The sequence below is a fragment of the Mesorhizobium sp. WSM4307 genome (genome assembly GCF_007003945.1).
Classification (GTDB): Bacteria; Pseudomonadota; Alphaproteobacteria; order Rhizobiales; family Rhizobiaceae; genus Mesorhizobium.
Window position 1 is genome coordinate 557,815 of sequence record NZ_VFTB01000001.1, and the last position, 14,035, is coordinate 571,849.

General features: G+C 64.3%; 12 protein-coding genes. 2 read left to right on the forward strand and 10 right to left on the reverse strand.

Annotated features, from left to right (window positions below; genetic code table 11):
• Positions 1 to 52 precede the first annotated feature (52 nt).
• Together FJV83_RS02525 and FJV83_RS02530 are read right to left on the reverse strand one after the other, a co-directional pair.
• Positions 53 to 850 (reverse strand): DUF427 domain-containing protein, encoded by a 798-nt coding sequence (locus FJV83_RS02525; protein WP_246691780.1) that lies wholly within the window; start codon positions 848 to 850, stop codon positions 53 to 55.
• 245 nt (positions 851 to 1,095) lie between these two features.
• The gene (locus FJV83_RS02530) at positions 1,096 to 2,751 is read right to left on the reverse strand and encodes an ABC transporter substrate-binding protein (protein ID WP_142884955.1); all 1,656 of its coding nucleotides are present in this window, start codon (positions 2,749 to 2,751) and stop codon (positions 1,096 to 1,098) included.
• Positions 2,752 to 2,867: 116 nt separating this feature from the next.
• Between FJV83_RS02530 and FJV83_RS02535 the strand changes: the two genes are divergently transcribed.
• Positions 2,868 to 3,770: a LysR family transcriptional regulator gene (locus tag FJV83_RS02535; RefSeq protein WP_095771124.1), complete on the forward strand. Its 903-nt coding sequence runs from the start codon at positions 2,868 to 2,870 to the stop codon at positions 3,768 to 3,770.
• Between the two features lie 18 nt (positions 3,771 to 3,788).
• On the opposite strand, the gene FJV83_RS02540 is transcribed toward FJV83_RS02535, so the two are convergent.
• The 4 genes from FJV83_RS02540 to FJV83_RS02555 all read right to left on the reverse strand — a co-directional run bounded on the left by FJV83_RS02540 (position 3,789) and on the right by FJV83_RS02555 (position 9,390).
• Complete coding sequence (locus FJV83_RS02540) at positions 3,789 to 5,831, reverse strand: ABC transporter ATP-binding protein (RefSeq protein WP_142884956.1); 2,043 nt, start codon at positions 5,829 to 5,831, stop codon at positions 3,789 to 3,791.
• Positions 5,824 to 6,702 carry an ABC transporter permease gene (locus FJV83_RS02545; protein WP_095771122.1) on the reverse strand — a complete coding sequence of 293 codons (879 nt, stop codon included), beginning with the start codon at positions 6,700 to 6,702 and terminating at the stop codon, positions 5,824 to 5,826. The genes FJV83_RS02540 and FJV83_RS02545 overlap by 8 nt, the downstream gene beginning before the upstream one ends.
• Positions 6,699 to 7,652 (reverse strand): ABC transporter permease, encoded by a 954-nt coding sequence (locus FJV83_RS02550; RefSeq protein ID WP_095771121.1) that lies wholly within the window; start codon positions 7,650 to 7,652, stop codon positions 6,699 to 6,701. Before FJV83_RS02550 ends, FJV83_RS02545 begins: the two co-directional genes overlap by 4 nt.
• A gap of 73 nt (positions 7,653 to 7,725) precedes the next feature.
• Positions 7,726 to 9,390, reverse strand: a complete 1,665-nt coding sequence (locus FJV83_RS02555) for an ABC transporter substrate-binding protein (protein WP_095786673.1) — start codon at positions 9,388 to 9,390, stop codon at positions 7,726 to 7,728.
• Between the two features lie 117 nt (positions 9,391 to 9,507).
• On the opposite strand from FJV83_RS02555, the gene FJV83_RS36295 reads away from it, so the two are divergent.
• A complete protein-coding gene (locus tag FJV83_RS36295; RefSeq protein ID WP_179295772.1) occupies positions 9,508 to 9,657 on the forward strand; it encodes a hypothetical protein in 150 nt (49 codons plus the stop codon).
• Here the strand turns inward: FJV83_RS36295 and FJV83_RS02560 are convergent.
• The 4 genes from FJV83_RS02560 to FJV83_RS02575 form a co-directional block, all read right to left on the reverse strand.
• The gene (locus FJV83_RS02560) at positions 9,654 to 10,838 is read right to left on the reverse strand and encodes a mandelate racemase/muconate lactonizing enzyme family protein (protein WP_142884957.1); all 1,185 of its coding nucleotides are present in this window, start codon (positions 10,836 to 10,838) and stop codon (positions 9,654 to 9,656) included. The genes FJV83_RS36295 and FJV83_RS02560 overlap by 4 nt on opposite strands.
• A 1-nt stretch (position 10,839) precedes the next feature.
• Positions 10,840 to 11,943 carry a mandelate racemase/muconate lactonizing enzyme family protein gene (locus FJV83_RS02565; RefSeq protein ID WP_095771118.1) on the reverse strand — a complete coding sequence of 368 codons (1,104 nt, stop codon included), beginning with the start codon at positions 11,941 to 11,943 and terminating at the stop codon, positions 10,840 to 10,842.
• A gap of 36 nt (positions 11,944 to 11,979) precedes the next feature.
• Positions 11,980 to 12,672, reverse strand: coding sequence for a GntR family transcriptional regulator (locus FJV83_RS02570; RefSeq protein ID WP_095771117.1), 693 nt, complete (start codon positions 12,670 to 12,672; stop codon positions 11,980 to 11,982).
• Between the two features lie 193 nt (positions 12,673 to 12,865).
• A complete protein-coding gene (locus FJV83_RS02575; RefSeq protein WP_142884958.1) occupies positions 12,866 to 14,020 on the reverse strand; it encodes an efflux RND transporter periplasmic adaptor subunit in 1,155 nt (384 codons plus the stop codon).
• Positions 14,021 to 14,035: the final 15 nt, after the last annotated feature.

The window sequence follows — 14,035 nt, forward strand, 5'->3', positions numbered from 1 at the left end:
CGCCATGTTTCGATCAAGCGCTCAATGCGCAAGCCGGCAGGGGCAGCGATGCCTAGAAATAGCCGTCCGACGCAGCGGTGGCTTCCTTCGGGATCTCGACGCCGTCGACCAGGATCTTGTCGACCAGTTCGTGGTGGAAGCAGACCAGTCCCTTGATGCGCTCGGCCTCATGCACCGGCTCGGGATAGTACCAGACGAGATTCTCGTGCCGCTTCTTGGGCGTCGTCACGTGATAGTAGTTGGAGATGCCCTTGTAGGGGCAGCGCGAAATGTAGCGGCTGGGCGCGAACATATCGAGCCGCGTGTCCGAGATCGGCAGATAGTGGCGCACCGGATGGCCGGTTTCGAACAGGAACACGCCGCGGTGTGAATCGGCGACCTGTTCGCCGTCTAGGATGACCTGCACCCGTCGCGAGGAGGGCAGGCAGTCGACCCGGCGGAACGGATCGCGGGCGTGGACGAAGATCTCTTCGTCTTCCTCATACCAGTGCGTCATCTTGGGCCAATAGAAGGACATGTGGTCCGAAAGCAGCGGCGATCCCTTGACCGGATCCAGATAACGCCAGGCGGCATCCTCGACCAGCGTGATGCCGGTGTTCAGCGAATAATGCGTGGCGACGCCCTTGAACGGGCTCTCTGTCGTCGTCCTGCTCGGCAGCAGGAACTCCTCGCGCACGTCACTCACCGGAAAGTAGTAAACCGGCAGATGATCGGATTCGTAGAGCACCAGCGCCTTGGTCGTATCGGCGACGATCATCGATCCCACCTGCACACGCAGCCGCTTCTGCGTCGGCATGGTGAAGGCGACATAGCCCGGCTCGAACTCATACTGCACGATATTGTCGAGCAAGGGGAAATGCGGTCCGCGACCGCGCAAATGAGGCTTGCGAATGGTAGTCTCCCGTTTCTTGTCTTTTGTCATCGAGCGTTGGCGCACAGCGAGATGAACCTGCATTGAGCCATGGTGCCGCTGAGGGTTTCCGGGCGGCGGGTTTTCCGTGCATCGAGCCGCTCGAACGATGGCCCCCATCGCTCTTCGCAGCCTTGCCAGCGGATAGTCTCGCCGCCCGAAAGCGGAATTGTCCAATCCAGTCTCTATCCCAGCGACACGCGATCGAGCAGCAGGCCGGCGGCGATCGGCGGCAGGCCGCTGACGTTCTTGCGCACCGGCACCAGCAGATCCGGGAAATAGCTGAAAATGACCGGCGTCTCGTCGAGCAGCAGCTTCTGGATGTCGGAGGCCGCCGCGCCCTGTGCGCCGATATCGAGTGCCTTGAGGTAGGAGGCGACCATGCCGTCATAGGCAGTGTTTTTGAAATGCGCCGCGTTCCACGGGCCATCGCTGACCAGCGGGCTCTTGAGGAAGACGTTCGGCACACTGCGATGGGCGTAGTCGGTGATCCCCAACGGGCTGTCCAGCCAGTCCGACTGGCCGAACACCGCCTTGCCGTAATATTTGTCCTGGTCCTCGATGTTGAGCGCGATGCGGGCACCGATCTCCTTGGCGAAATTCTGGAACAGCTGCGCGTAGCCTGGAATGTCTGAATAGCGCAGCGTCGTCAGGGTGATGTCGAAGCCGCTGGCGAGGCCGGCCGCCTCCATCAGCTGCTTCGCCTTGGCGATGTCCTTGACGCGCTGCGGCACGGACTTGTCGGTCGCGGGGAAGGCCGGTGCGAACGGGCTGTCATTGCCGGTGGCCGCCATGCCGCGGCAGAGGCCGTCGACAAGCTTGGAGCGGTCGATGCTGAGCGCCAGCGCCTGGCGCACACGCTTGTCGGTGAAGGGACCGGTGTCGCAGCGCATGTGCAGCTGGCGATGCGCGGTCGAGGCGACACGCAGCACCGTGATGTCGGGGCTGTTCAGCACCACTTGGCTGACGTCGAGCGGCACGGCGTCGAGGACGTCGACCTCGCCGGCCTGCAGCGCCAGGATGCGCGGCTGCACGTCGCCGTAGAATTTGAACTCGAGCCGGTCGGGCAGCGCCTTCTCGCCCCAATAGTCGGGATTGCGGATGAAGGTCGCGCCAACCTTCGGCGTGTAGCTCTCCAGCCTGAACGGCCCGGTGCCCTCAAAGGTCTTTTCGTAGTCGCCCTTGTAGCTCGCCGGCAGGATGACGGCGTTGTAATTGTCGATCGACACCGAATAGGGAAAGCTGCCGTTCGGCGCGTCGAGATGGAAGGCGACGGTGTGGTCGTCGACTTTCTGCGTGCCGCCCTTCGACAGCAGGCCCTTGAATACCGAAAGCGCGTTCGAGGCGCCGTTGGGATCGGCGAGGCGGTCGAAGGTCGCCACCACGTCGTCGGCTTTGAAGTCCTCGCCATTGTGGAATTTCACGCCCTTGCGCAGCTTGAAGGTCCACACACTGCCGTCCGCGTTCGGCGACCAGCTTTCCGCCAGCACCGGCTTCAAGGTGAGATCCGGCTGCGTGATGCAAAGGAATTCGGCGGTCTGGAAAACCAGCTGGTAGCTGCCGCTGTCATAGTAGGTGACCGGGTCGATGGCGCCGCCCGGTGTCGCCACGCCCGCGCGCACCGTGCCGCCCGGCTTGCCCTCGGCGCGGACTTGTTGCGTGCCGAGGCCGGCGGCCGCGACAAGGCTGCCCAGGAACGGCAGGGAAATGCCGAGCACGCTTCCGTGGCGCAGGAAATCGCGGCGGTCGAGCCTGCCGGCCAGCAAGTCGTCGACAGCGGAATTTTCGATTGCGGTCAGGTTCTTGCGAGCAGTGTCGATCGTCATGAAATGCCTTGGCATGGCTGCATTCCTCGCTTGCTCTTCGGGGATCGGCCATTTAGGTCATTGTTGACCGCGACCGGAAAGCGATATTTTTTGATAGGGTCCATCGAAATTTTCGATGCAAGGTGTAAGCCATGGATACCGAGAACCTGCGCAGTTTCCTGGAGGTCGCCGAGCATGGCAGCTTCACCGTCGCGGCCAGCCGGCTCAACCTTGCGCAGTCCACTGTCAGCGCGCGGATCAGGGGGCTGGAGGAACAGTTGGGGCGCCGGCTTTTCGTGCGCGACCGCGACGGCGTCACGCTGACGCCGGCCGGCCGGCAGTTCCTGCCGCACGCCTCTTCCATCACCCGCACCTGGGAGCAATCGAGGCAGGACATCGCCGTTCCCGACGGCTATGACAGCCTGCTGCGGCTGACCGCTCCCGCCTATCTGTGGGAGCGCATCACCTCGCCATGGGTCGAGTGGATGCGGGCCAGGCGGCCGAACGTGGCCCTTCGGCTCGAAGGCAGTTTTCCGGATCTGGCCATCGACCAGCTGGCGGAAGGCCTGCTCGACATCTGCATCCTCTATCTGCCGCGCCCGCATCCCGGCATCGTTTATGAGACGCTGGCCGTGGATCAGGTCGTGCTCGTCCAGCATGCGGCGCAGACCAAGCCGTGGACTGAAAACTACATACTGATGGACTGGGGGCTCGAATTCCGCATCGAACACGACCGCGCCTTTGCCGGCATGGTCAAGCCGGCGATTTCCGCCGGCCTGGTCTTCATCGGGCTGCAGCATGTGCTGTCGCGTCAAGCGGCGGCCTATCTGCCGCTCAGCGCCGTCAGCGGCCATATCGAGCGCGGCGAGATGCGGCGTATCGACAACACACCGGTGTTTCAGCGGCCGATCTATCTCGCCTATCCATCGAATCCCGTCTCGTCGGATGTTCTGGATGTCGCGCTGACGGGCTTGCGCTCGCTGGCCAGGGACTGGACCAGCGAACAGGGTTTTTCGGAAGGCGACCGTTCCCTGGGCATGGCCGGCCTGAGCTAACCGGCCGGCGATGCCTTGCTATGCCGGTTCAGTCACGGCTGCCTTCTGCAGCCTGGCAAGTTCCGGGTAGGGGATGTGGCAGCGGATCGAGTGGCCGGGCTGTGCCTCGGCCAGCGGCGGCTCCTGCTGCTCGCAGATCGGACCGATCTTGCGCGGGCAGCGCGTGTGGAAGACGCAACCCGACGGCGGGTTGGTGGCGCTCGGGATCTCGCCGTCGAGCCGGATGCGCGCCGTCTCGGTCTGGTCGAGCTTGGGCACCGCCGACAGCAGCGCCTCGGTATAGGGATGATGCGGCCCGGAGAAGACTTCCTCCGATGGGCCGATCTCCATGATGCGGCCGAGATAGAGCACGGCGATCTTGTCGGAGAGGTAACGCACCACGCCAAGGTCGTGCGAAATGAAGATGTAGCTGACGTCTTCCTTGGATTGCAGGTCGGCGAGCAGGTTGAGGATCGCCGCCTGGACGGAGACGTCGAGCGCGGAGGTCGGCTCGTCGCAGACGACGATACGCGGATCACCGGCGAAGGCGCGCGCAATGGCGACGCGCTGCTTGAGGCCGCCTGACAGCTGGCGCGGCTTGACGGCGAGATGCCGGTCGGTGAGGCGCACCGAGCGGACGAGGTCGTCGAGGCGCGCCTCCTGGGCCTTGCCGGAGAGGCCGGCCAGCCGCTTCAAGGCACGGCCGAGAATGTGGCGGATTGAATGCGAGCGGTTGAGCGCGGAGTCCGGGTTCTGGAAGACGATCTGCATCGCCTTGACCTGGTCGTCGCCACGGTTCTCCAGCTTCGGCGCCAGCGCCTTGCCCTCGAGTTCGATGGTACCGCCGTCATCGGGCGGCACAAGGCCGAGCAGCAGCCTGGCGAAGGTGGTCTTGCCGCTGCCGGATTCGCCGACCAGCCCCAGCGTCTCGCCGGGCCTTAGATCGAGCGAGACATCCTTGACGGCGCGCAAGGGATGGCCGTGGCTGGCATAGGTCTTGTTCAGCCCGGCGACGCGCAGCACCGGTGCGGTTGTCGGCTTGGGCGCTGTCGCAACATCGCTCGGTGTGGCGCGCGGCAGGGCTTGCGCCTTGTCGTGGTGAAAGCAGCGCGACAGCCGCTTGCCGCGCTCGTCACTCAGATCATAGAGCGGCGGCAATTCGGTGCGGCAGCGATTGTCGGCGAGCGCACAGCGGTCGGCAAAGGCACAGCCCTTGATGTCGGCGCCTATGCCCGGCAGGAAGCCCGGAATGGTGTCGAGCCGGCCCTGGTCCTTGCGCTGGCCGCCGCGTGGCAGGCAGCGCAGGAGCGCGACCGTATAGGGATGGCGCGGATCGTTGAAGACGACATCCGTCGGCCCTTCCTCGACCAGCATGCCGGCATAGAGCACGCCGACGCGGTCGCACATGTTGGAGACGACGGCGAGGTTGTGGCTGATGAACAGGATCGAGGCCGACAGCTCTTGCCTGAGCTGCGCGATGAGGTCGAGCACCTCGGCCTCGACCGTCGCGTCGAGGCCGGTGGTCGGTTCGTCGAGGATCAGCATCGAGGGATCGTTGGCCAGCGCCATGGCGATCGCCACCCGCTGCTGCATGCCGCCGGAGAGCTGGTGCAGATAGCGCTGCATGACGCTTGGCGGATCGGAGATGCGCACGCGGTTGAGCATGGCGATGGCGCGGTCAGTCGCTGCCTGTCCCGTGATCCCGCCAAGCTCGAAGATCTCGGTCAGTTGCCGGCCGATGCGGATCGACGGGTTCAGCGCCTTGCCGGGATCCTGATAGACCATCGAGACGCTTTCGGCGCGGGCGCGCCGCAAGGCCTCGGCATCGAGCTTCATGACGTCCTGACCGTCGAGCGAGATCGCGCCGCCCGATATCGAGCCGTTTCTTGGCAAATAGCGCACGACGGTGAGCGCCACGGTGGATTTGCCGCAGCCGGACTCGCCGACCAGCCCATAGGCCTCGCCTTGCCTGATGTTGAGGCTGAGATTGCGCAGCACGGCGCGGTTGCGCCCGGCCACCCGGTAGGCGACCGACAGATCGTGCAGCTCGAGGGCGTTTTCAGCCTTTGAGGAGTTAGTCATTGAGCGCTCCATGAACGCCGTCGGCCACAAGGTTGACACCGATCACCAGCGAGGCGATGGCGAGTGCGTCGAACAGCACCGTCCACCAGAAGCCGCCGCCGATCATGCCGTAATTGCTGGAGATCGACAGCCCCCAGTCGGGCGAGGGCGGCTGGATGCCAAAACCCATGAAGGAGAGCGTGGCGACCGCGAAAATGGCGTAGCCCAGCCGCACGGTGGTCTCGACCAGGATCGGCGGGATGACATTGGGCAGGATCTCGACGAACATCGTGTGGAAGGCGCTCTCGTGCCTCAACTGCGCGGCGGCGATATAATCGAGTTCGCGCTCGGCCAGCACCGCCGAGCGCACGGTGCGCGCAATGATCGGCGCGAAGCTCAAGCCGATGACGACGATGACGGTGGCCTTGGACGTGCCGAGCGCGACGATGGCGAGCAGCGCGACAATGACCACGGGGATGGCCATGAAGGCTTCCAGGATGCGGCTGACGACATCGTCGACGATGCCGCGGAAATAGCCGGTGAGCAGGCCGAGTGCCGTGCCGGCGATCGTCGCCAGCAAGGTCGCCAGCGGGGCGACCGTGAGGATGTCGCGCGAGCCGACGATGACGCGCGAGAAGACGTCGCGGCCGATCTGGTCGGTGCCGAACCAGTGTTCGGACGACGGCGGCGCCAGCGCGTTGATGATGTCGTCGGCAAGCGGGTCGTAGGGCGCGAAGTGCTCGCCGAACAGCGCGCAGGCGACCCAGAACAGCACGATGGCAAGACCGACAAGGAAGGTTCGCGAGCGCATGAGCGAGAAGAAGACTTCCGCCATGGGGCTGCGCCGGCGCGTGTCGTCTTGCGGGGAAGAGGTGGTCTGGACGGCGCTCATTGGTCTGACCCCAGCCGGATGCGTGGATTGAGCACGGAATAGAGGAAGTCGGCGATCAATGTCGCCACCGCATAGACGATGCCGATGGTGAGGATGCCGGATTCCAGCATCGGGAAATCCTTGCCGCGCGCGGCGGTGAAAATCAGTGAGCCGATGCCCTGGTAGCGGAACAGCGTCTCGATCACCACCAGGCCGCCGATGAGATAGCCGGTCTGGGTGGCGATGACGGTGATGGTCGGCAGCAGCGCATTGCGCAGCACATGCCGCCAGATCACCGTGCGCCAGGGCAGGCCCTTGAGCACGGCCGTTCGCGTATAGTCGGAATCGAGCGCCTCGATCATGCCGGAGCGCGCCATGCGCGCGATATAGCCGAACAGGACCAGGAACAGCGGCAGCGACGGCAGGATCAGATAGTGGAGCTGGGTGAAGAAGCCGGCGTTCTTCGGCCATGCCGCCGAGATCGGCAGCCAGCGCAGCCACACGCCGAAGATCAGGATCAGGATGATGCCGGTGACGAACTCCGGCAGCACCGTCACCGACAGACCGCCCAGGCTGATGATGCGGTCGAGCGGGCGGTTGAGGTTGAGTGCCGCCACCACCCCGCCCAGAATGCCGATCGGCACCACCAGGACGAAGGCGACCGCGGCCAGCTTCATCGAATTGCCCAAGGCATCGATGACGAACGGCGCCACCGGCGAGCGGAAGATGTAGGACGTGCCCATGTCGCCCCGGATAAAATTCCAGATCCAGGTCGCATATTGGGTGAGCAGCGGCCGATCGACGCCCAGCGTATGATTGAGCGCATCGACCGCGCGCTGGTCGGCAAACGGCCCCAGGATCGCGCGCCCGACATTGCCGGGCAGCACCTGGCCGCCCAGGAACACCATGATGCTGAGCAGGAACAATGTAACCAGCGACAGCGACACACGCCGTGCAAAGAAGGAGAGAATGGCTAAGACTCCTTGTGGAGCCAGCCCCCGCGCGGGAGCTGGCTGTTAGAGGATTGGCTTTCCCTTTTTCGTTTTAGGCCTTCGATGCCTTTTCGAGGAACAGCTGCGACATGGCGGTCGGCTGCACGCCGGCCACGCCTTTCGCCGTTGCCGTCAGGTAGTCGTAGAAATAGCCGAAGATGACGGGCGTTTCCTCGAGCAGCAGCTTCTGGATCTTGCCCGCCGTCGCCTTTTGCGCCTCGAGATCGAGCGCCGCGATATAGCTGGTCGCCAGCGTGTCATAGTCCTTGTTCTTGAAGTGCGCGGCGTTCCAGGTGCCGTCGCTCTTCAGCGGTGCGGCAAGGTACACGTTCGGCACGCCGCGGTGACCATAGTCGGTGATGCCCATCACCGAATCCAGCCAGTTCGATTTGCCGAACACGGCGTCGCCGTAATACGCGCCCTGGTCCAGGATGTTGAGCTCCAGCTCGATGCCGATCTCCTTGACCCAGTTCTGGATCAGCTGGGCGTATTCGGGAATTTCCAGGTAGCGCTCGGTGGTCAGCGTTACCTTGAAACCCTTGCCGGCGCCGGCCGCTTCCATCAGCTGCTTGGCCTGCGCGATGTCCTGCTTGCGCTGCGGTATGCTCGTATCGGTCGAAGGGTAGACGGCCGCGAACGGGCTGTCATTGCCGAGCGCCGAGCGACCCTTCATCAGGCCTGCGGCCAGCTTGTCGCGGTCGAGGCAGAGCGCGATGGCACGGCGCACGCGCGCGTCCTTCAGCGGGCCGTCGTCGCAGCGCATATGCAGTTGCTGGTGGGCCGACGACTTCAGGCTGATGATGTCGACGCTCGGATCATTGAGCAGGGCGACGCCGGCCAGCACCGGCATCTGGTTGATGATGTCGATCTGTCCGCCCTGCAGCGCCAGGATCTGCGGCTGCATGTCGGCGAAGAAGGTGAATTCGGTCCGCTCCGGCAGCGCCTTTTCGCCCCAATAGTCCTCGTTGCGGACGAAGGACGCACCGACCTTGGCCGTGTATTTCTCGACCTTGAACGGGCCCGTGCCGTCGAAGCTTTTCTCGTAGTCGCCCTTGTAGCTCGCCGGGATGATGACGGCGTTGTAGTTGTCCGACGACACCATGTAGGGAAAGTTGCCGTTCGGCGCGTCGAGATGGAACTCCACCGTGTAGTCGTCGACCTTCTTGGTGGCGCCCTTCTGCAGGATGCCGGTGAACACCGACAGGGCGTTGGACGAGTTTGCCGGGTCGGCGAGGCGGTCGATGCTGGCCACGACGTCGTCGGCCTTCATCTCGCCGCCGGAGTGGAATTTGACGCCCTTGCGCAGCTTGAAGGTCCACACCGTGCCGTTGTCGTTCGGCTTCCAGCTTTCGGCCAGCGCCGGCTTGAGCACCAGGTCGGGGCCGTCGACGCAGAGGAATTCGGCAACCTGCTGCAGGATCAGCAGGCCGCCGGCATCGGCGATGGTGACCGGGTCGATGGTTGCCGCCGGCACGCTGCTGCCGACACGGATGGTCGCGCCAGGCGCGCCCTGCGCGCGGGCGAGCGACGGCATGCCACTGAAGCCGGCAGCGGTGGTGATGCCGCCCAGAAGCGGCAGCGACAGGCCGAGCAGGCTGCCGTGGCGAATGAAGTCGCGGCGGCTGACACGGCCGTCGACGAGACCGTCGATGAGATGGTTTTCGAGCGGCGAGCGATTGCGTCGGATCAGGTCGAGAATGCGGTGGTTCTTGCTCATGGGTTTAACCCTTTCCCCTTGTTTCTTATGGCTGAAGAAAGCACTTCCGGTTGACGAAATTCCGTGGAGTTCTCCTTGCCCCGGCCGTCAACGAAGTCGGTCGACCGGGACTGTAGCATGCGGCTTTATCCGGTCCATCCGATCGTTGCGGCGAAGCGGTCAGATTTTCTTGAGGATGTTTCCACCCATCCGGTCCTGCCGTCGCGACCCAATCGCGGCGGCGGCTTGTTTCTTGACGACGTCTCCTTTCCCTTCTCGTTCTCCTAGTTCAGCGGCAGGCGGCGATATGTGCCGGGCTTCGCCGGGTCGTGATATTTGTTGCACGGGCCGTTATCGGCGAAATCGCGATGGCAGGCCGCGAGGTTTTTCCGCGACAAGGTGACGCCGAGACCGGGACCTTCCGGGACGTGCACGACATTGTTCCTCGGCGAAAATGGCCCTTCCTCGGTGATGTCCATGGGCTGCATGCGAAACAGCGACTGGTTGGGCTCCCGGATCCAGCCGAGCGCCGCGCACAGGTGCAGGTAGGCGGCGCTGCCGATGCCGCTGTCGCCGCTGTAGCACCAGAAATCGACGCCGGCATGCTCGCAGGCGCCGACGAAACGCAGCAGGCGGCCGATGCCGCCATGCGCCGTCGGATTGCCGACGAAGGCATCCGGAACCTTGAGGTCCATGGCACGCGCAATGTCGATGTTGTGGGTGGAGAACGGGATCGAGCAATGTTGCCGCAGCTGCCGCATCTCCTCGATGGTCGCCACCGGATCCTCCCAGTTGCGCACGCCGAGCTCTTCGAGCGGCCGCGCCAGCCGCCGCGCCGTCGCCAGCGAATAGGCCTGGTTGGAATCGATGCGGATCATCGCCTCGTCGCCGAGCTTTGCGCGGATCAGCTCGACCATTCTCAGCGAGACTTTCGGGTCTTCGGTCGAGAACTTGCCTTCGAAGAAGGTCGTACCATGCGTCTCGTGCAGTTCGACGCAATAATCGGCGACTTCTTCCGGCGTCGTCTCGCCTTTCACATCGGGCCCGTCGCCGCGCATCGAGAAATAGTCGGTGAACGGGATGTCCTTGCGCACGGCGCCGCCGAGCAGCTGGTAGAGCGGCTGGTTCCACGCCTTGCCGCGCAGGTCCCACAGTGCCATCTCGATCGCGCCGAAACCCATGATGCGGGTGCGGTCGTTGATCGACTGCACACCGGTCCAGTAGGGCAGGCAGACATGCTCGGCGCCGGCGATGTCGAAGGCATCGCGGCCAACCAGGCGCTCGGCCAGAACATCATTGATGATTGCGGCCGCCGCCGGCGTCGGCGCCTCGCCGAGGCCGACCAGCCCATCCTCGGTCTCGACCTCGACAATGGTCTGCGAAAAACCGTCGAGCTCGCCGAACACCCAGCCATAGGGTGCTTCGAGACGAAGATTGATCGGTGTGGCCGTGATGCCTCGGATCTTCATCTCAGCCGACCTCGAAGAAAGGCTTGCCGAGCAGGCTCGGATCCACATCGATGCCGAGGCCGGGGCCGTCCGGAATGCCCATATGGCTGCCGGTGACCGGCGGGGCGTTGAAGGCCGTGCGCACCGTCACCCATTCATGGAAGGCAATGGCATGCAGCCGGCGCTCCTCAGGCGTCGACAGCGACAGATGCGCCATCGCTGCCGTGTCGATCTCGGCGCCGCCTGTGTCCTCGACAGTGATCATGAAGCCGAGGTCGACGGCAACGTCGCGGATCTGGCGCGTCTTCGTCACGCCACCCAGCCGCGAGATCTTCAGCGTCAGCCCGTCGGCCGCGCCCAGGCGATGAATCTCCAGCATCTCCTCCAGCGAGGTGACGGATTCGTCGAGCACCATCGGCTTGTCGAGCATGCGGCGCACCGACATGTTCTCCTCGAGCGTCGTGCAGGGCTGCTCGAACGTGTAGTCGATGCCACGCGTGGCATCGGCGAACTGCCGGGCCTGGTAGGGTGTCCAGCCGGCATTGGCGTCGCAGAAAATCACCGTACCTTTCGGCACCGCCGAGGCGACTGTCGTCACTCGCTCGATGTCGTCGTGCACGTTGCCGCCAACCTTGACCTGCAGACGGCGACAGCCCTCGGCGATGATCCTTTTTGCCAGTGCCGCCATCTGATCGAGCGTGCCGTGGGTGACGACCCGGTAGGTCTCCGCCATATCGCTCTCCTTGCCACCGAGCAGCGTCACCAGCGGCACATCGGCGGCGCGCGCGGCGAGATCCCAGCACGCCATGTCGAGCGCCGATTTGATATAGGGATGGCCCTTGAACACCGTGTCCATCAGCCGGCCGATCCTGGCCAGCCCGCGCGGGTCGTGGCCGATGAGATGCGGCGCGATTTCCGGCACGCCCGCGCGTGTTCCCGCCGGAAACGCGGCCGAGTAGAAATTGCCGAGCGGCGCCATCTCGCCCCAGCCGGTCAGGCCGCTGTCGGCGGTGACGGCGACGATCACCGCGTCGAAGGCGTCGGCCTGGCGCCCCTTGGACATGCGGTAGGGGCCGTCCACGAAGGGCTGCACGACACGGTAGGCTTTGATGGATTTGATCTGCACTCTGTCTGTCCGCTGGCTGCGATGTCTGGGAATTGGTCAGGCGCCCTTCGACAGGCGCTGTTCGAGGCTGCGCGCATAAGAGAGCAACTGCTCGAAGTCGAGATTGATATGTTCTCGTGCGTGACGCTGGGCAGCGCGCATATCGGCGCCCTTCATCAGGTGCACGTAGGTTTCATGGACGTCTTCGGCCGGCACCGGTTCGTTGCGCGCATGCTGGTGCAGCGCGAAATACATTTGCAGCCGGCTGGTCAGCCGCTGCCAGGTTTCCAGAAGCACCGAATTGTCGGCCCACTCATAGATCAGGCCATGCAGTTGCAGCGCCGTTTCGATCTGCCTTGTGGTGTCGAGGTTGCGTGTCGCCTGTTTCACCGCTTCGTGGCGCCGGTCAAGTTCGTCGAAGAAACGCTGGTCGCGCTGTGGCCATGTCCGTTCGATGGCGAACTCGTCGAGCACCTGGTTGAGCGAATAAGCATCGTCGATGTCCTTGGCGGTGACGTCGATGACGAAGGTGCCGGCATAGGGGATGCTGGTCAGGATGCCTTCCTGCACCAGCTCGCGCATCGCCTCGCGCAATGGCGCGCGGCTGACCCGCATCTGTTCGGAGATTCTGAGCTCGTTGAGCTTCTGGCCGGGTTGCAGTTGCCCGGTCAGGATGGCGCGCCGCAGCAGCGCGACGATTTCGGCGCGACGCGTCGTATCGGCAATCGGGCTGAAATCCGTCTTCACCATCCGGCCCACTCCAGCGAGTACAGCGGCAAGACAATCAGATTGTCGACAATCTAACAAGAGGCTATTTATGCATTCACGCTGCCAAGGCCGACCGCGCCGATGTGGCCGCTCTTGTCGGCCTGCTTGTAAATGCGGCGCCCACGACCCGTGGGAAGGTCGCGGGCGCCGCGCGGAAACCGGGCCCGCGGGGGAGTCAGGTAGCCGGTTTCTGTGGCAGTGGCGAGATCGGCATTCCGGGCCCGATCTTCTGCAGATTGCCAGTGATCACCTGGTCGCCTTCCGAGACGCCGCTCAAGATCGCTACAAGGTCACCGCTGGTCGGGCCGAGCGAGACCAGCCGCTGGTCGACCGTGTTGCCCTTGCCGACGACGTAGAGATATTTGCCGAGCTGGCTCGAGCCCAGCGCCGTCTGCGGCACCATCAGCGCGTCCGGCTGTTGCCTGATGTGCAGCCGCACGCGGACGTACTGGCCAGGCATGAGCGTGAACTTCGCATTACCGATGGTGGCGCGCGCGGTGATGGTGCCGGTCGAGTGGTCGACCGTGTTGTCGACGAAGGTGAGTTCGCCCTTCTGGCTGGTCTCGGTCTGACCCGGCAGCAGGACTTCGACATCGACCGGGCCGGCCGCGCGGGCCTGCTCGATCTCGGCCAGATCCGTCTCGCTCGGATTGAAGGTGACATAGATCGGGTCGAGCTGCACCAGCGTGTTCAGCACCGTGCCGGCGACGCTGACCAGCGTTCCGACCGAAGCCTGGTTGCGGCCCAGGCGTCCGGTGAACGGCGCATGGATCTCGGCGTAGCTCAGATTGAGCTCCGCCGTGCGCACGGCCGCTTGGTTAAGCGCCAGCGACGCCTGCGCTTCGCGCAAGGTGCTGGTGCGCTGGTCGAAGCTGTCCTTGTCCAGATAACCGCTCTTGGCGAGCTCGGTGCCGCGGCCGAGATTGGACCGCGCATAGTCGAGCGTCGCCGTATCGCGCTGGACCTGGGCTTTCGCCTGGTCGAGCGCGGCCTGGAAGTCGTCGGGCGAGACCCTGTAGAGAAGGTCGCCTTGCCGCACATCCGCGCCGTCCTGCGCCGTCTGTTCCTGCAAATAGCCCGGCACGCGCGCCTGCAGCGTGATGCTGCGGATAGGCTCGATGCGGGCGGCATAGTCGAGATAGATCGGGATCGTCTTCTTGACCACGCTCGCCACCGGCACCGGCATGACGAATGCCGCCGGAGCGGGCGTTGCCGCACCGGCCGTGCCGGTGCTCAGCCTGAGATTGCCCATATCGAGCAGGTGGACGCTGGCCACGGAGATCGCGCCCAGCGCGACGGCCGCTCCCAAAGCGATTTTCCATTTACGCATAATATTTCTCCAATC